Annotated in this window: 14 protein-coding genes; 3 read left to right on the forward strand and 11 right to left on the reverse strand. The window is 64.6% G+C overall.

Annotation, left to right across the window (positions count from 1 at the left end; genetic code table 11):
- The first annotated feature begins 112 nt into the window (after positions 1 to 112).
- Positions 113 to 841: a glycosyltransferase gene (locus tag DOM56_RS17055; protein ID WP_110600587.1), complete on the forward strand. Its 729-nt coding sequence runs from the start codon at positions 113 to 115 to the stop codon at positions 839 to 841.
- A 70-nt stretch (positions 842 to 911) separates the two neighbouring features.
- On the opposite strand, the gene DOM56_RS17060 is transcribed toward DOM56_RS17055, so the two are convergent.
- The 9 genes from DOM56_RS17060 to pgi form a co-directional block, all read right to left on the reverse strand.
- Positions 912 to 1,394, reverse strand: a complete 483-nt coding sequence (locus DOM56_RS17060) for a DUF3465 domain-containing protein (protein ID WP_110710223.1) — start codon at positions 1,392 to 1,394, stop codon at positions 912 to 914.
- 284 nt (positions 1,395 to 1,678) lie between these two features.
- Positions 1,679 to 2,032: a protealysin inhibitor emfourin gene (locus DOM56_RS17065; protein ID WP_110710224.1), complete on the reverse strand. Its 354-nt coding sequence runs from the start codon at positions 2,030 to 2,032 to the stop codon at positions 1,679 to 1,681.
- Positions 2,029 to 3,081 carry a M4 family metallopeptidase gene (locus tag DOM56_RS17070; protein ID WP_232822345.1) on the reverse strand — a complete coding sequence of 351 codons (1,053 nt, stop codon included), beginning with the start codon at positions 3,079 to 3,081 and terminating at the stop codon, positions 2,029 to 2,031. The genes DOM56_RS17065 and DOM56_RS17070 overlap by 4 nt, the downstream gene beginning before the upstream one ends.
- Positions 3,082 to 3,269: 188 nt before the next feature.
- On the reverse strand, positions 3,270 to 5,018 hold the full coding sequence (locus DOM56_RS17075) for an HD domain-containing phosphohydrolase (RefSeq protein WP_110710225.1): 1,749 nt from the start codon (positions 5,016 to 5,018) through the stop codon (positions 3,270 to 3,272).
- A 101-nt stretch (positions 5,019 to 5,119) separates the two neighbouring features.
- The gene (serB, locus tag DOM56_RS17080; RefSeq protein ID WP_110710226.1) at positions 5,120 to 6,340 is read right to left on the reverse strand and encodes a phosphoserine phosphatase SerB; all 1,221 of its coding nucleotides are present in this window, start codon (positions 6,338 to 6,340) and stop codon (positions 5,120 to 5,122) included.
- A 116-nt stretch (positions 6,341 to 6,456) separates the two neighbouring features.
- Complete coding sequence (gene parC, locus DOM56_RS17085) at positions 6,457 to 8,709, reverse strand: DNA topoisomerase IV subunit A (RefSeq protein ID WP_110710227.1); 2,253 nt, start codon at positions 8,707 to 8,709, stop codon at positions 6,457 to 6,459.
- 178 nt (positions 8,710 to 8,887) lie between these two features.
- Positions 8,888 to 10,768, reverse strand: a complete 1,881-nt coding sequence (gene parE, locus DOM56_RS17090) for a DNA topoisomerase IV subunit B (protein WP_110710228.1) — start codon at positions 10,766 to 10,768, stop codon at positions 8,888 to 8,890.
- A 116-nt stretch (positions 10,769 to 10,884) separates the two neighbouring features.
- A complete protein-coding gene (locus DOM56_RS17095) occupies positions 10,885 to 11,532 on the reverse strand; it encodes a YqiA/YcfP family alpha/beta fold hydrolase (RefSeq protein WP_110710229.1) in 648 nt (215 codons plus the stop codon).
- Between the two features lie 25 nt (positions 11,533 to 11,557).
- Positions 11,558 to 13,207, reverse strand: a complete 1,650-nt coding sequence (gene pgi / locus DOM56_RS17100) for a glucose-6-phosphate isomerase (RefSeq protein WP_110710230.1) — start codon at positions 13,205 to 13,207, stop codon at positions 11,558 to 11,560.
- Positions 13,208 to 13,326: 119 nt separating this feature from the next.
- Between pgi and cmoA the strand changes: the two genes are divergently transcribed.
- Together cmoA and cmoB are read left to right on the forward strand one after the other, a co-directional pair.
- Positions 13,327 to 14,109 (forward strand): carboxy-S-adenosyl-L-methionine synthase CmoA, encoded by a 783-nt coding sequence (gene cmoA / locus DOM56_RS17105; protein ID WP_110710231.1) that lies wholly within the window; start codon positions 13,327 to 13,329, stop codon positions 14,107 to 14,109.
- Positions 14,102 to 15,115, forward strand: a complete 1,014-nt coding sequence (gene cmoB, locus DOM56_RS17110) for a tRNA 5-methoxyuridine(34)/uridine 5-oxyacetic acid(34) synthase CmoB (protein ID WP_110710232.1) — start codon at positions 14,102 to 14,104, stop codon at positions 15,113 to 15,115. Before cmoA ends, cmoB begins: the two co-directional genes overlap by 8 nt.
- Before the next feature lie 10 nt (positions 15,116 to 15,125).
- Here cmoB and epsC read toward each other — a convergent pair whose 3' ends face one another.
- Both epsC and cysN read right to left on the reverse strand, forming a co-directional pair.
- Positions 15,126 to 16,037, reverse strand: coding sequence for a serine O-acetyltransferase EpsC (gene epsC / locus DOM56_RS17115; protein ID WP_110600570.1), 912 nt, complete (start codon positions 16,035 to 16,037; stop codon positions 15,126 to 15,128).
- A gap of 124 nt (positions 16,038 to 16,161) precedes the next feature.
- A complete protein-coding gene (gene cysN, locus DOM56_RS17120) occupies positions 16,162 to 17,625 on the reverse strand; it encodes a sulfate adenylyltransferase subunit CysN (protein WP_110710233.1) in 1,464 nt (487 codons plus the stop codon).
- Positions 17,626 to 17,825 lie beyond the last annotated feature (200 nt).

Raw genomic sequence — 17,825 nt, forward strand, 5'->3', positions numbered from 1 at the left:
TCCGATGGAGGCTTGGTGATTCACTAAGCCGATTTTAAGAATAGGCTGCCATAGTGCGGGTTCCGAACACGACGAGCAAAGTCGACGCTTTGGAAACCTACAGGATTTCATCATGCTCGAGCTGCCCAAGCTATCACTTGTCATCATCGTCCACGACGCTTCTCACCGCGTCGAACACGTGGTCGCGGAGGCATCCAGTGCGCTTCGGCACGCTACCGCCCTGGAGTTCGTGATCATCGACGACGCCTCGGGCGGGAGCGACCACGACCGCTTGGCACGCCTGGCCGCTACCGATGACCGGATCAGGCTCTATCGCCACTCCACGCCCACCGGCAGCGACGCCGCGTCGTGGCGAGCCGGCAATCTGGCGCGGGGCGAGTGGATCGCGACGCTGGCCGCCGATGGCCGGGATGACCCCCACGACATCCCCGACATGCTCTGCGAGGCAGAGCACCAGGGGTTGACGCTGGTCGAAGGGATTCCCCTCGACCCTCGCTGTCGCTGGAAGCGAGCCCTCTTCCGCGTCTTCAGAAGCGCTGGCATCGAACTCGCCGATGGCGACGGCTGCGGTCTACGCCTGGTCAAGCGGGAAGCGCTGGTGGCGCTGCCATCCGTCGACAAGCTGCAGCGATTCCTCCCGCTGCTGATTCGTCGCCGTGGCGGCCAGACTGGCAGCTACCGGGTGAACCTCCGGGCGCCCTCGGCCCACGCCTCTCCCTGGCGATTGGCTGCCGGATCGTTGGGGCACGCCCGGGACTGGCTCGGCATGTGGTGGCTGTCCCGCCGCTGGCACTCGAGCCACCGGCCAGCCAAACGCCGGATGCGGGTCTACGCTCGCTGATATCGGACAGCAGCCCACTCCGTGGACGGCGTCCCGGCAATGAGCGAGCGCCGCCACCTCCGTGGCAAGCCTAGCGATAGCGCCTGCCCCGATACTCCAGCCATCCACCCAACCTGTCGCCACCGGGATCGTGATGGGTCCAGTGGATGACGCCGCCCCGGGCATTCCAGACATATTCGCCCCGAAAACCTAGACGACTGCCCGGTTCGAGAGATTCGATCCGCGGGGCCAGGTCGATATTGTGGGCAATCAACAAGGTCTGGCCAGTGTCGAGCGCGACGATGATCCGCTGGTGGCGACTCCCGTCGAGATCGTCCGGCAGCACCCGGACGACCCGCCCCGAGGCCTCGATCCAGAAGTCATCTCTTTGCGACTCGAAGGCGCGCTGCAACCGCGCCTCGACCGTAACGGATGTCTGGTCACCGGGCGAATGCGACAAGAGCCCAAGCGTCCCCTTCCCGCCTAACCCGGCTGCCAGCAGCAGGGTCAGGAGCGTCACCAGCAGACAGGCGCCTGCCCAACGCCATAACCGCGGCGGGATTCGCTGACGCATAAGCTCCCCCCATACCTCTGCCCGACCTGCCGCCGCCCATGCTCAGGACAACGAGGTTTCAAGATCGACAGGCACAAAAAAACGAGCCAGGCCGGCTCGCCATAGGATAGGTATTATCGACGCCGAGGCCAAAGAAGTGGGCGACGTTAGACAAAAAAGAAGCCGGACCCAATTCAGGCCCGGCCTACGCTGTGCGCCCGTCCTGGGCTACTAGATCAGAGTGCGATAGCGCGATGGAGTTCCTCGAAAAATCAAAAAAACTCCCATACTCTTCGTTTCCGCGGTTAGTCGGCACTCTCGTCCAGCTCCTCGACGCCGCGTTTCCATAGCCCAATCAATGACCTGGGTGCTGCACTCTCGTCCAGTTCCCATTCACGCCGGGGACACCCTGCCGACACCTCCAGCGTGACCCGAAAGGAACGCCGGTCGGCTCCCGCCGAGGCCGACTCGCCGCCATGCCGATCGAGTTCGTCGAGTACCGTCTGGAGTCGGCGTCGCTGATGCTCGTTCAGTTGCCTGCACTCGATCTTGCGCGGCGCCGACAGTCCAGGCGTCACGACGAATCCCCCTTCACGGGTGACGATGATCACGCTGGTCGGTTCGAGGAGGTCATTGCCGCTCGATCCGTTGCCGGTCATGACAGGACGCCCACATCGACCCACGCCTGGTTGACGGCCCGCATGGCAGCGCTGTCGCTACCGAAGCGCTTGGCGGCACAGTCGACCGTCAACCGGGCAAATTGGACGAAATCGCCATCGCGTTGCAGACGTGAATCGGTCAGCGCATCGAACCAGATCGGCCCCGCCTGCTCCCAGGCAAATCCGCCCAGGCTGGTAGCCGCCAGGTAGAATGCCCGGTTGGGAATACCCGAATTGATATGTACCCCACCATTGTCCGATGACGTTCGCACGAAGTCGTCCATATGCCCCGGCTGAGGATCCTTGCCCAGTACCGGGTCGTCATAGGCGGTTCCCGGCTTGGCCATCGAGCGCAGCGCCCGACCATTGACCCGGTCGGTCAAGAGTCCCTCGCCGATCAGCCAGTCCGCCTCCTCGACGTTCTGCTCGAAGTGGTGCTGCTTGACCATGACGCCAAAGACATCCGCCAGGGATTCGTTCAGGGCACCGGACTGATCCGCGTAGACGAGACCGGCCTCGCGCTCGATGACGCCATGGGTCAACTCGTGAGCGACCACATCCAGCGCCGCCGTGAAGCGGTTGAACAGCTCGCCGTCGCCGTCGCCGAACACCATCTGGGCGCCATTCCAGAAGGCGTTGTCATAATCCTCGCCATAGTGAACCGTGCCCAGCAACGCCATCCCGTCACCATCGATGGAGTCGCGCTCGAAGACCTGCCAGTAGAACAGATGCGTGGCACCCAGCCACTGATACGCCTCGTCCACGGCGACATCCCCGCTTTCCGGTGCCCCCTCCTCCCGTACCAGATTGCCGGGTAGGGTCTGCTGGTTACCGGCGGAGTAGATATATCGCGCGGCTTGGCCCGGCCGGCCGCTGTCCGCCGGGCGAGCCATGGGCGCGGCAGCGTTGCGCAGCCGGAACTGGGCGTCGGCCTGCAGCGTCATCCGCGCGCATTGCTGAAGCCTCGTGTTGCCGTGAGACATGATGCGTTCGAGAACGTGGGGCGGCATGAAGCCCGCGAGCGCCCTGGAGCCGTGCATTTCGACCATGCGATTACCTCCTGTGCCATGAAGCTCGAGGTTTTCAGTGTGGTCCAATCTGCGCCATGTCTCCGCTGTGCCAATGTTCCTTTTTGTCAACGAGCGGCGGCCAATGGCCAAGCCCCTGGCCACTCCCGGCCAGGGTCGCCCCTCCGACGATCTCGGCGCGCCACTGGAGAGCGCGGCAGACGATAGCGCTACTCGCGAACGGCCGAGCGCAAGCCGCTATTGGCCAGCGACAAGCCGTAGGTTGCGGGCTGGACAGCGCCTTCCAGGCGCCCCAACTGATCGAGATCCCGCTGCGCCAGCACTAGATCCAGCCGGCGCCGCGGACTGTTGGCGTTGAGCACCATGTGAACCTGCGATGGACGGGCTTGCGCATCCAGACGTTGCACCCAGGCCAGGGCCCCGCTGGAATAACGGGCCAGCGATCCCACCGGCGTGACCCCGAACAGCCGCACGTAGCGCCGGGCCCATCTGTTATCGAAAGCCGTCGCCTCGCCCAGCACATGGCGGTAAGCCTCGACCAGCGACCAGGCAGCGCGGTCGGCACGTGGTCGCGTCAAGGCATCGATGACGTCCACCACCGCGATCATCCGGCCGAGCTCGCCGATGGCGGCACCATGGAGCCCGAGCGGATAGCCGCTGCCATCGAGCCTCTCGTTGACCTGCCCGACCACCTGCGCGGCGATCTCTGGCGACAGCCAGCGGCAATCGGCCACACGTTCGCTTATCCGATGAACGTGGCCCGGCAGCAACGCCCGCTGCGCCTCGGTCAGCCCATCGCGACTCTCCAGCAGATCGCTCGGCAACGACGCCTTGCCCAGGTCGTGCACCAGGGCGCTGGCCGCGATCGCCTTCAGGGTTTCGCTGCCGAATCCTTGCTGGCGCGCCAGATCGACGGCCCGGATCGCCACGACCAACGCATGTTGCACGGCCACGGGCTCCGCATCGAGGTAGCCCATGGCGTAGAGTAGCGACTCACGCCCCGGCCCGCCGAGAGCGACGACCGTATCGGCATGACGCGACAGCAGCGTGGACGATATCGTGCCGCCGTTCTGGAGCTGCAGGCTCTGCGCATTGAGATAGTCCGCGACCCGCTGCAACTGCCGAGCGACCGTATTGCCGACCGTAGCCGCAGGCTTCTCCGCGGCGATTCCGGAAGGAAGCTGCGGAAGTCGACGCCCGCTCGGGGTCAGGAACAGCCCCGAGGGTTCCAGGGGCTTCTCGCTACTCTGTGCCCGTCTCGCGTCTTCACGCTCGATCTCCTTGACACAAAACCAGAGCATGCGCTCGCTATCGATCGGAAGTTCGTCGAACTCGCAACCAACCAATGCCCTTGTCCATTCATCGTTGGTGCGGATGTGGCGGACGTGCCCCTTGAGTTCGAGACTCTGCTGATTGGGGAACTGCAGTTTCAGGGAAGAGATGGGCTGGCCGGGCGTCAGCGCCACCGCATCGGCCAGCCGCATCGACAGCAGGCACCCGCCGAGCGACAGGTTGCAGAGGTCGGCATCCACGACGGCCGCATCCTCCGCGAGGGTGAGGCGGGTATCGACGCCCATCTCGGCACGCAGCGGCGCGCGAAACGTGCCGCGACGATGGATGGTGCTCAGGTAGTCGGGATAGGTGCAACGAAACCGGACGCGTGACGTATCCTCCAACCGCTCCATCACGGCCAGCGGAGACGTCCGAACCAACGCTCCCATGACATGGCCCACAAGGTGGAATGAATCTCCCCTCGCCAGAGGATCCGCCAGCGCCGGCACGGCCGACACGTCGATGACGAGCGCCTCGTCGACGGTGATATCGTCCAGCAGCACCGGCCAGGACGCGCTGCCTGCGTGGTTGAACGCGAGATTGACGCCGCCCTGCAGGCAGAGCGGCTCCAGCCACTCCCACTTGGCCTTGGCTTGATGGATGTCCGTCGAGGCAGAGTCAGACATGGAAGCTCCGATAACGAAAAGCAGTCACAAAAGCACGAATGTAAAGCTATGTAAGATCTCGTTATCGGCCATCGCGCCTTGAACTTAATGTCCGACGCGCGTCACTCGCCCCGCGATAGTTCTTCCAGCTCGGCGGCGGAGTAGCCGAGCAAGTAGAGCAAGCCGTCCAGCCCCAGGGTAGAGACCGACTGCCGAGCCTGACGGCGCACCAGCGGCTTGGCGTGAAAGGCCACACCGAGCCCAGCCGCCGCCAGCATCTCGAGATCATTGGCGCCATCGCCCACGGCCACGGTCTGGGCCAGGTCCCACCCCTCGCGCTCGGCGATCTGCCTGAGCATCATCGCCTTGCGCCCAGCATCGACGATCGGCTCGGCGACCTCGCCGGTCACCTTGCCGTCGCGGATCACCAGCTCGTTGGCGTGGATCTCGTCAAAACCGAGGCGCTGCTGCAGGTACCGAGCGAAATAGGTGAACCCACCGGAGAGGATCGCGGTCCGGTAACCCAGACACTTGAGATAGCGCATCAGTCGCTCCAGCCCCGGCATCAGCGGCAATGACTCGGCGATCTCCGCCAACACCGACTCATCCAGGCCCTCGAGCTTGCTCATGCGTTCGCGGAAGCTCTGCTGGAAGTCGAGTTCGCCACGCATGGCGCGCTCGGTCACGCTGGCAACTTCTTCGTAGACGCCATGTCGGCGCGCCAGCTCGTCGATGACCTCGGCCTGGATCAGTGTCGAATCCATATCGAAACAGATCAGCCGACGATGTCGGCGCCAGGCATTCGATCGCTGCAACGCCACGTCGACCCCGAAGCGCTCGCTCAACGCCAGGATCTTCTCGCGCAGTGACACCGCGTCTTCTACCGCACCGCTGAGCCGCCACTCCAGGCAAGCGCCAGCGCCGGCCGGTGAGGCGTCCATGTCGAGCTGGCCCGCGGCGGACAACCGTTTGACACGCTCGATGATCAACCCGTGCTCGGCGGTCAGCGCGCCGACTTCCGCCATGACCTCCGCGGACAACCGGGGTGCCATCAGGGTCAGGACCCAGCGAGCGTCCTTGGCCACGTCCGCCCATAGCGCTTCACTCTCGGCAGATACCTTCTCGACCCGGCAGTCCAGTCCGAACACGTCGCCGGCCGTCGGCAGCATGGCCCCGAGATCGTCGGCGGTTTCGACCAGTGCCTCCAGCGTCACCTCGCCGAAAGCGACGTGCTGGCTCAAGTCCAGCAGGCGGCAGTTGGCACTGACCAGTGCCGTACCCAGTGCAGCCGTCTGACCTGGTCGCGCCGGGCCGGTGGCTCGCACCACAAAACGTTGTGACATCTTTTCCCCACGAGGCGCCCGAGGCGCCCTCTCTTTATAGATTCAACCGACCGTCAGCCATGGCAGAGACGTTGTCGTCGCTCGTCGCTGACGACGACGCCCGAAGGCCATGCCCCTCAGGACTCGACCTCGAGCCGATCCACTTTCTGGAAGCCACGTGCCAGCTTGCTGCCTCGACGGCCGCGCTCGCCGAAATAGTAGTCGAGATCGCCCGCTTTCAGCGTCTGCTTGCGCCGGCCGGCGTGTACGATCAGCGCCGCCCCCTCCGGCAGCAGCACCAGGTCGCGCACGAACTCCTCGCGATTGGCGGCCCGCTGACCGGGGATCGAGATCATCTTGTTACCCTTGCCCTTGGCCATCTCCGGTAACTGGGAAAGGTCGAACACCAGCAGCCGCCCCTCGTTGGACACCACCGCCACCCGAATGTTGTCGCCCGCGGGAATCGCCTGCGGCGGTATCACGTTGCAGCCGGCGGGCACCGACAGCACCGCCTTGCCCGCCTTGTTCTTGCCGAGCAGATCCTCGAGCTTGACCACGAAGCCGTAGCCAGCATCGGAGGCGAGCAGATAGCGTGCGTCGGGCACGTCGAGCATCAGCCCGATCATCGACGATCCGGCCGGCGGATTGATTCGCCCGGTCACCGGCTCCCCCTGCCCCCGCGCCGAAGGCAGGTTGTGCGCGGAGAGGGTGTAACTGCGACCGCTGTCATCGAGCAGTACGAGCGGCTGGTTGGTCTTGCCGCGGGTGGCGAGATGGAACTTGTCTCCCGCCTTGTAGGAGAGCCCGGCGGGGTCGATATCGTGACCGCGGGCGGCCCGGATCCAACCCTTCTCGGACAGCACCACGGTGACCGGGTCGGCGCCGACCAGCTCGACCTCGGAGAGCGCCCTGGCCTCGGCGCGCTCGACCAGCGGCGAACGACGGGCATCGCCGTAGGTTTCAGCCGCCTCGCGCAGCTCCTTCTCGATCAGATCGGTCATTGCCGTCTCGCTGCCCAGCAGCTTCTTCAGACGCTTGCGCTCGGCCTCGAGTTCGTCCTGCTCGCCCCGGATCTTCATCTCCTCGAGCTTGGCGAGGTGACGCAGGCGCAGTTCCAGAATCGCCTCGGCCTGGCGATCGCTGATGCCGAAGGCGCTCATCAGTGCCGGCTTGGGCTCGTCCTCCTCGCGAATGATGCGAATCACTTCGTCGATATTGAGGTAGGCGACCAGCAGACCCTCGAGGATGTGCAGGCGATCCTCGACCTTGCCGAGGCGGTGCTCCAGACGCCGGCGCACGGTGGTACGTCGGAACATCAGCCATTCGCCGAGCATCTCGTTCAGCGGCATCACCCGCGGCCGGCCGTCGAGCGCGATCACGTTGAGATTGACGCGGATGTTCTTCTCGAGATCGGTGGTGGCGAACAGGTGCGCCATCAGCCCCTCGACATCGATACGGTTGGAGCGCGGCTCGATCACCAGCCGGGTTGGCGTCTCATGGGTCGACTCGTCGCGCAGATCCGCCACCATCGGCAGTTTCTTGGCCTGCATCTGGGCGGCGATCTGCTCCAGCACCTTGGCCCCGCTGACCTGGTACGGTACTGCGGTGATGACGATATTGCCGTCCTCGCGCTCGTAACGGGCGCGCAGCTTGACCGAGCCGCGCCCGGTTTCGTAGAGCTTGCGTAGATCGCTGGCCGGCGAAATGATCTCGGCATCCGTCGGGAAGTCCGGTGCCGGCAGGTGCGTCATCAGATCGGCGACGCTGGCCTCGGGCTGGCGCAGCAGGTGGCAGGTCGCCTCGACCACTTCCACCACGTTGTGGGGCGGGATATCGGTCGCCATGCCGACGGCGATGCCGGTACCGCCATTGAGCAGCACGTGGGGAAGTCGCGACGGCAGCACCGCCGGTTCGTTCATGGTGCCGTCGAAATTGGGCGTCCAGTCGACGGTGCCCTGGCCCAGCTCCGTCAGCAGCGTCTCGGAGAAACGTGACAGCCGCGCTTCGGTATAGCGCATGGCGGCGAAGGACTTGGGATCGTCCGGGCTCCCCCAGTTACCCTGGCCATCGACCAGCGGGTAACGGTAGCTGAACGGCTGCGCCATCAGCACCATCGCCTCATAGCAGGCGCTGTCGCCATGAGGGTGGAATTTACCCAATACGTCGCCGACGGTACGTGCCGACTTCTTGTACTTGGCATTGGCATTCAGCGACAGCTCGCGCATGGCGTAGACGATACGCCGCTGCACCGGTTTCATGCCGTCGCCGATGTGCGGCAAGGCCCGGTCGAGGATCACGTACATCGAATAATCGAGATACGCCTTCTCGGTGTACTCCTTGAGCGAGAGGCGCTCGACGTCGCCCTCCGCCACCTGGATATCCATGGTCATTTATCGATTCCTATTCAACGATTCGAGCTACCGATCGTTGCCTCTCGACATCCCTCGGGGGCATCGCCGAGCGTGACTCAGACAAGGCGAACGATGAGCGACGAAGCGGAGTTGACTGGGTGTCAGTGAGCATTCGGCGCTCAGCGTCCAACGCCGTATGAGCCACGCGCAGGCATGCTCAGACTTCGATCTCCGCCAGATTGCCGTAATCTTCCAGCCAGCTCTTGCGATCCCCCGCCCGCTTGCGCGCCAGCAGCATGTCCATCATCTCCAGCGTGCCATCGTTGAGTTCCCGGGTCAGTTGGACCAACCGTCGGGTATCGACGGCCATGGTGGTCTCGCGCAGCTGTAGCGGACTCATCTCGCCCAGGCCCTTGAAACGCTGCACGTTGGGGGTGCCCCGCTTGCCTTCGAGACGCTTGAGCGTCGCCGCCTTCTCGCTCTCGTCGAGGGCATAGAAGACCTCCTTGCCCAGATCGATTCGGTAGAGCGGCGGCATGGCGACGAAGACGTGACCGGCATCGACCAGTGCCGGGAAGTGGCGCACGAACAGCGCGCACAGCAGTGTGGCGATGTGGAGACCATCGGAGTCGGCATCGGCGAGAATGCAGACCTTGTGGTAACGCAGCTTGGAGAGGTCGTCGCTACCCGGATCGAGGCCGATCGCCACGGCGATGTCATGAACTTCCTGCGAGCTGTAGATATCGGCGGATTCGACTTCCCAGGTGTTGAGGATCTTGCCGCGCAGCGGGAGGATCGCCTGGGTCTCCCGGTTGCGCGCCTGCTTGGCGCTGCCCCCTGCGGAGTCTCCCTCGACCAGGAACAGCTCGCTCGAGACCGGATCCTGACCGGAGCAGTCGGCCAGCTTGCCGGGCAAGGCGGGTCCTGAGGTGATCTTCTTGCGCGCCACCTTCTTGGCGCTCTTCTGGCGTCGCTGGGCGGCGTTGATCACCAGTTCGGCCAGTTGCTCTGCCTGGTCGACATGGTGGTTGAGCCACAGCGAGAAGGCATCCTTGACCACGCCGGAGACGAACCCCGCCACCGTGCGCGACGACAGACGCTCCTTGGTCTGACCGGCGAACTGCGGGTCGAGCATCTTGATCGAGAGGACGAACGACACCTTCTCCCACAGATCCTCCGGGCTCAGCTTGACGCCGCGCGGCAGCAGACTGCGGTACTCGCAGAACTCGCGCACCGCCTCGAGCAGGCCACTGCGAAAACCGTTGACGTGAGTACCGCCGAGCGGCGTGGGGATCAGGTTGACGTAGGACTCCAGCACCGGCTCGCCGCCCTCCGGAAGCCACTGGATCGCCCAGTCGACGCCCTGCTCGTCGTCCTCGAAATGGCCGGTGAACGGCGACGCCGGCAGTACCTCGAAACCGTCCACCGCCTGGGCCAGATAGTCGCGTAGACCGTCTTCGTACTGCCAGACGTTCTCGGCGCCGTCGGACTCCTTGAGCACCACCTTGAGGCCCGGACAAAGCACGGCCTTGGCGCGCAGCAGGTGCTTCAACTTCGGCAGCGACAGTCTGGGACTGTCGAAGTATTCGACTTCCGGCCAGAAGCGCACGACCGTACCCGTGGCCCGCTTGGCACAGCTGCCGATGACCGAGAGCTCCTCGGCCTTCTCGCCCTTCTCGAAGGCGATGCCGTAGCGATTGCCCTCGCGACACACCTCGACTTCGAGGCGAGTCGACAGCGCATTGACCACCGAGACGCCAACCCCGTGCAGCCCCCCCGAGAAGCGGTAGCTCGACTGGGAGAATTTGCCGCCGGCGTGGAGCCGCGTCAGGATCAGTTCCACCCCGGTCACGCCGTGCTCGGGATGCACGTCGATCGGCATGCCGCGCCCGTCGTCGGAAACCTCGATTCCGCCATCCGCCAGCAGCACGACGCGAATCTCGCGAGCATGCCCCGCGAGCGCCTCATCGACACTATTGTCGATGACTTCCTGCACCAGGTGGTTGGGACGGGAGGTGTCGGTATACATACCCGGCCGTTTCCGGACCGGGTCGAGGCCGGAGAGTACCTCGATGGAGCTAGCACTGTATTGCGTCATGCAGGGTCTCGCCGTATTGACTGGATCAATGTTCACAGGGTCAGCGTCGCGACGATCATACACGACTGGTCAAATATCCAGTATCGGTTTCGCCACTCGCCGTCGGCTGGCCAGGATCACGATATCGAGAACGGGGTCGGCACCTGCCAGCCGCCGTGGGCGAACAGTACCGGCAGATAGTCTTGCAGCACCTCGAAGCCGTGATCGCCACCGGGATGGATCAACGTGCGACTGCCAGCATAGGCACGTACCGCGTCACGACAATCCAGCGTCTCGTCGTCACTGCCCAGCAGCAGCAGATAGCGCGACGGCTGCACGATGCGGTCCCACTGCTGTGAGGTCAATTGATCGAAATAGCTATTGTCGATCGTGAAACGCTCGCCGGACGCCTCGTTGACCAGCGTCTGCCCCAGGTAATCGGCCACGAAGCGGGCCGGCCTGACCGCCGGATTGATCAGCACGGCGCGCAGGCCATGGCGCTCCGCCAGCAGCGTGGCCAGAAAGCCGCCCATGGAACTGCCGACCACCAGCGTGTTCTCGCGCCCCAGGACCTCGAGGGCCGACTCCGCCTGCGCCAGGGCCAGATCCGGGCGGTGCGACAGGTCCGGCGTCAGGCAGGCAAAGGGACGCTCATGGTGACGCGCCAACGCCTCGCAGGCCGCCTTGACCAGCCGGGCCTTGGGAGAAGCGCTGCTGCTGTTGAAGCCGTGCAGGTAGAGCAGCGCCCTGACGGGCTGCACGGCCGGGGTCGGCTCGGCTAGCACCGGCCGCCCCTGAGCTTCCGCGCCGTCACCGGGACGTCTGCCCTCTCCAGATCGCCTCGATCAGGCCACGACTGGAGTCGTCGAGACTATCCAGACCGCTCTGCGTGGCAATGATCTCCTCCGTTTCGGTGGCGATCTTCTTGCCCAGCTCGACGCCCCACTGGTCGAAAGAATCGATGTCCCAGATCACGCCCTGCACGAATACCTTGTGCTCATAGAGAGCGATCAGAGCACCCAGCGTGGCGGGATTGAGACTGTCGAACATCAACGTGGAGGATGGCTGGTTGCCACGGTAGCGCATGTAGCTGGGCGGCGTGCTCTCGGACTTCACGGCATCGTCGCCCAGCATCAGCACCCGGGACTGCGCGAAGCAGTTGGCCAATGCCAGCCGGTGCTGAGCCATCAAGTCGTCACGAAAGCGTTCGTCCTCGACATCGTTGTAGCGATTGACCGGCGCGATGAAATCGCATGCCACCGGCTGCGTCCCCTGGTGCAGCAACTGATAGAACGCGTGCTGGCCGTTGGGCCCGATCTCGCCCCAGATCACCGGGCAGGTGGAGTAGTCGACCACGGCGTCGCCGTTGGTCACCGACTTGCCGTTGGACTCCATCTCCAACTGCTGGAAATATCCCGGCAGGTGCTTGAGCCGGCCGTCGTAGGGCAGTACCGCATGGGAGCGGATATCCAGGAAGTTGACGTTCCAGATGCCGATCAGCCCCAACTGTACCGGCAGGTTCTCCGCCAGGTCGGCGGTGCGGAAATGCTCGTCCATGGCATGGGCCCCCGCCAGCAGCTGGCGGAAGTTGTCCATGCCGACACGGATGGCGATCGGCAGGCCGATGGCGCTCCACAGCGAGTAGCGCCCACCGACCCAGTCCCAGAACAGCAGCTGGTTGGCGGGGTCGATGCCCCACTCGGTCATCTTCTCGGGCTTGGTGGAGACGCCGACGAAATGGAAGCGCTTGATCAGCGCTTCGTCGCCGCCCAGGCGCGTTGCGATCCAGTCCAGCGCGGTGGAAGCGTTGGAGAGTGTGTCGATGGTGCCGAAGGACTTGGACGACAGGATGAACAGGGTCGTCTCGGGATTGAGCCAACTCAGGAAGTCAGCCAGTTGGGAGCCATCCATGGTGGAGGCGAAGTGCGTCGATACCTCGAACACGTCGTCGGGCTCGAAGTCGGTCAGCGCAGAGGTGACCATCAGCGGCCCCAGGTCCGAACCGCCGACGCCGAGGTTGACCACGTCGGTGATCGGCTTGCCGGTGGCACCACGCCATTGCCCGTTGAGCAGCTTGTTGACCAGCGTCTCCATCTTGTCGAGGGTGGCGTGGACCTCGCCGACTACATCGACGCCCTCGACCTCGAGCTGGGCCTCGCGTGGCAGACGCAGCGCCGTGTGCAGCGCGGGTCGGTCCTCGGTCCGGTTGACCCGTTCGCCCGACAGCAGGCGCTGGATCGCATCGGGCACGCCGGCATCCCGTGCCAACGAGAGCAACCCTTCCCGGACTTCCGTCGTCCAGCGCTGCTTGGAAAGGTCCATCTGGATCCCGGCGGCTTCCAGGTAGAACGTTTCGAACCGTGGCGCCTGCTGGAACAGGGTCTTCAGATGAATATCCCGCATGCCATCCTCGAGCTGCTGCTCGAGCGCTTTCCATGCCTGGGTTTCGCGAATCGACATCTATGGCTCTCCTTGTCACGTGCAGCGAAGAGACGCAAAACGTACACTATGGCCGCAGCGGGCACGCCACAGTCGCTTCGCTCGCTTCACGCTCTCCCAATTAAGAATATCTTCCGGCAATGACTGACGCATCTTACCGTGACGCCATCTTTTCGACACCCCTCGATCGCGTGGCCAGTTTTTCGTTCGACGAGCGGGTCGTGGCCTGCTTTCCGGATATGGTCCGACGCTCGATACCCGGCTATGGCCAGATTCTCGGCATGTTCGGCGTCATCGCCGAACGCCACCTGCGTCACGGCGCCCACGTCTACGACCTGGGCTGCTCGCTGGGAGCGGTCGGTCTGGCGCTGGCCGGAAGGCTGCCCGCCGATGCCTTCGAACTGACCGGCGTCGATCTCTCCCCGACGATGATCGGCCGCGCCCGTGAGATCGCTGCCGTCGAGAGCCCCGACCACCGGATGCAGTTCGTCGAGGGCGATATCCGCCGGCTGGACTATCGGGCCAGCGGTATGATCGTGCTCAACTTCACCCTGCAGTTTCTGCCACCGGCGGATCGCGATGCCGTCATTGCCAAGCTGTTCGCGGCACTGGAGCCCGGCGGCATCCTGGTGCTCTCCGAGAAGATCGTTGCGGAGGACGAACAGGAGAACGCCTGGCTGGTGGAGCGCTATCACGATTTCAAGCGCGCCAACGGCTACAGCGAGATGGAGATCAGTCAGAAGCGCACCGCGCTGGAGAACGTGCTGGTGCCGGATACACTGGCCGCGCACCACGAGCGTCTGGCGCAGGCCGGATTTTCGCGGGTGACGACCTGGTTCCAGTATCTCAACTTCGCCTCTCTCATCGCCTTCAAGGACAAGGACGCGCTCACCGGGACCAAGGCGGCCACCCAGGATGCCTGACCCGATCCCCCGCACGCTCACGGAAGCCGAGCGCCGTCTCTATCTGGCCTTTCTCGACCAGGGTCTGACTCGCTGGCTGGCCGCCCTGCCCGAGCAGCTCGCCCGCGGGCTCGACCGCCAGCGCCACGGTGATCTGCCGGCATGGGAGAAGGCGGTGGCAAAGTTGCCTGCGCTTCCAGCGATGCGCGATGTCGGCCTGACTGACGACACAGTGGCGGTGGACGTCGAGCTGAGCGACGCCGATCGCCGCCGCTGCGACAACCTGCTGCGCATTCTGATGCCGTGGCGCAAGGGCCCCTACCGGCTCGGCAGTGTCGAGATCGACACCGAGTGGCGCTCGGACTGGAAGTGGCAGCGCGTGGCTCCGCACCTCTCTCCGCTTGCCGGCCGCCGGGTGCTCGACGTGGGCGGCGGCAACGGCTACCACGCCTGGCGCATGGCCGGCGCCGGTGCCGCCTTCGTACTGGTGATCGACCCCTCGCCGCGCTTCTATTACCAGTTCCAGGCGGTGCGTCACTTCGTCGGCGACGCGGATGACTACCGCACCCATTTCCTGCCCGTGGGCATCGAGGACGTACCGGAAAAGCTCTCCGCCTTCGATACCGTGTTCTCGATGGGCGTGCTCTATCACCGCGCCTCGCCGCTGGAGCATCTCCTCCAACTCAAGGATGCCCTCGCCCCCGGCGGCGAACTGGTGCTGGAGACCCTGGTGGTCGAGGGCGACGAACAGACCGTTTTCATGCCCGGCGAGCGCTACGCCAGCATGCCCAACGTCTACTTCCTGCCGTCGTCGCGGGCGCTGGCACACTGGCTCCAACGCTGCGGCTTCGAGGCGATCCGCTGCGTCGACGAGACCGTCACCAGTCTCGACGAGCAGCGCGCCACGGAGTGGATGACCTTCCACTCGCTGGCCGATTTTCTAGCCCTGGACGACCGCACGAAGACGATCGAAGGCCACCCCGCGCCGCGCCGCGCCACGCTGATCGCACGCAAGCCCATGGGTTAGGTCGCGCTGCCTAGGGACAGGGCCCCGACTGGGTGTTGGCCTGGGTGATATTGCTCTTGGGGGGCACGCTGCAGATCAGCCAGACGTTACCGCCGATGACCGACCCCTTGCCGACCGTGATGCGACCCAGGATGGTCGCACCTGCATAGATGACCACGTCATCCTCGACGATGGGGTGGCGCGGCAGGCCCTTCTCCAGATGCCCTTTCTCATCCGCCGGAAAACGCTTGGCGCCCAGCGTGACCGCCTGGTAGAGACGCACGCGATTGCCGATGATCGCAGTCTCGCCAATCACCACGCCGGTGCCGTGATCGATGAAGAACCCCTCGCCGATCTGCGCGCCGGGATGAATGTCGATACCGGTATCGGAGTGGGCCAGCTCGGCGATGATCCGCGCCACCAGCCCGGCCCCCGCCTGATAGAAGTAGTGCGCGATGCGATGGTAGATCACCGCATGAACGCCGGGATAGCAGAGCAGGACTTCATCGACGCTGCGCGCCGCCGGATCGCCGTAGAAAGCCGCCATGACATCGTCGTCGAGGCGACGACGCAGGCTCGGCAGGCTATCCGCGAAACCCTGGATGATCTGCGTTGCCGTGGCCGTGTGCTCGGAAGCCTTGTCACCGCCGAGCCGCGCCATGTAGCGCAGTTCGAGGAGCACCTCCTCGTGCAGCGCGTTGAGCGCACGGTCCAGGGTATGGCCGACGTAGAAATCCTCGCTCTCCTTGCGCAGGTCGGAGGGTCCCAGGCGCATGGGGAAGATGGCCCCGCTCAGGAACTCCAGCGTCTCGCGGATGCGATGCCGCGACGGCAATTCCCGGCAGCCCTTCTCCTTCTCGCGACCGTTCTGGGCGCGCCACTGCTCGCGCGTGGCGCGGAGCTGGGACACGATGCCATCGAGCTGCCAGTTGACGTGCTGCATGAGGATTTCCTTTCAATCGCGGACGCAAGCGTCGGGCCGGAGCGACATGATACACCCCGCGGCTCCGGGACCAAACGCCACCGGAGGACCGGGCCGGCGGCGATACGGCATGGGTTTCTGGCCCTTAGCGCCCCTCGCGCCCGACATCTTTCAGCAGCGCGCGCATATCCTTCGCCTCCCAGTGCGGAAAGTGCTTGCGGATCAGCGCGTTGAATTCAACCTCGAACGCCCGCCAGTCGACGCTGCCAGCGACCTCGTCGGCCGCCCCTTCGACGGCACCGCGGATCAGTCCGGCCCCGACGGTGATATTGGTCAGCCGATCGATCACCACGAAGCTGCCGGTTCCCGGGCTCTTGCGGTAGTCGTCCAGCGGCACGCTCGCGGTCAGCTCGACCCGGCAGCGGCCGATGGCGTTGAGCGGCAGCGTTTCGGTCGCGTGGTGGCGAAGCGTATTGACGTCGATCTGATAATCGATGGCAGCGAACTTGCCGGCGATCTCCTGCGTGCCGATCTTGAAATCGTAGAGACGACCCGGTTCGAGCGCGGTGTCATGCATCCAGACGACATCGGCGGTCAGCGCGCTGGACTGTGCCACCTCGGCGTTCGCCGCCACCAGCCAGTCGCCGCGGGAGATGTCGATCTCGTCCTGCAGCGTCACGGTAATCGCCTGGCCAGGATAGGCCTCCTCCAGATCGCCATCGAAGGTCACGATGCGCTCGACGGTGGAGCGCTTGCCCGATGGCAGCACCTTGACCGCCTGGCCAGGGCGCAGGATCCCGGCTTCGAGCGTGCCGCAGTAGCCGCGAAAATCGAGGTTCGGCCGGTTGACGTACTGCACCGGCAGACGCAGATCGGAGAGGTTCGAGTCATGGGCGACCTCGACGCTCTCCAGCAGCTCGAGCATCGCAGGCCCGGGCCTGCCGTCGACCTGGTACCAGTCCATCTTCTCGCTGCGATTGACGACGTTGTCACCGTCGAGTGCCGACATGGGGACGAAGCGGATGTCCGGGGCGTTCAGCTTTTCGGCGAACTCGCGATAGTCGGCGACGATCTCGTCGAAACGTGCCTCGGAATACTCGACCAGATCCATCTTGTTGACCGCGATCACCAGGTGCTGGATGCCCAGCAGGTCGGCAATGAAGCTATGACGCCGGGTCTGCACCTGCACGCCGTGGCGGGCATCGATCAGGATCACTGCGAGACTGGCGGTTGAGGCGCCGGTGGCCATGTTGCGGGTGTACTGCTCGTGGCCCGGCGTGTCGGCGATGATGAACTTGCGCTTGTCGGTGGAGAAGAACCGGTAGGCGACGTCGATGGTGATGCCCTGCTCCCGCTCCGACTGCAGGCCATCCACCAGCAGCGCCAGATCGACCTTGTCGCCGGTCGTCCCGCTGGTCTTCGACGCCAGGGTGATCGCCGCCAACTGGTCTTCGTAGATCATCTTGGAGTCGTGCAGCAACCGCCCGATCAGGGTCGACTTGCCGTCGTCGACGCTGCCGCAGGTGATGAAGCGCAGCAGGTCTTTCTGCTCGTGCTCCTTCAAATAGGCATCGATGTTCTCTGAAATCTTTGGTGAAGCATGTGACATGGTTTCCTCCTGGACACGAGCGCTGCGAGCCACGAGCTTCGGGCTACGAGCAGGCCGTGCTCTCCTCATGTTTGGCGGGTATCGTCAATGACTAGTGCTTCTGGCGGGTGCTACGAGTCTCGATAACCAGCTCGATGCTCGTAGCTCAGAAGTACCCCTCCCGCTTCTTCTTCTCCATCGAGCCTACCTGGTCCCGGTCG

The organism is Salinicola sp. CR57, assembly GCF_003206585.1.
Taxonomy (GTDB): domain Bacteria; phylum Pseudomonadota; class Gammaproteobacteria; order Pseudomonadales; family Halomonadaceae; genus Salinicola; species Salinicola lusitanus.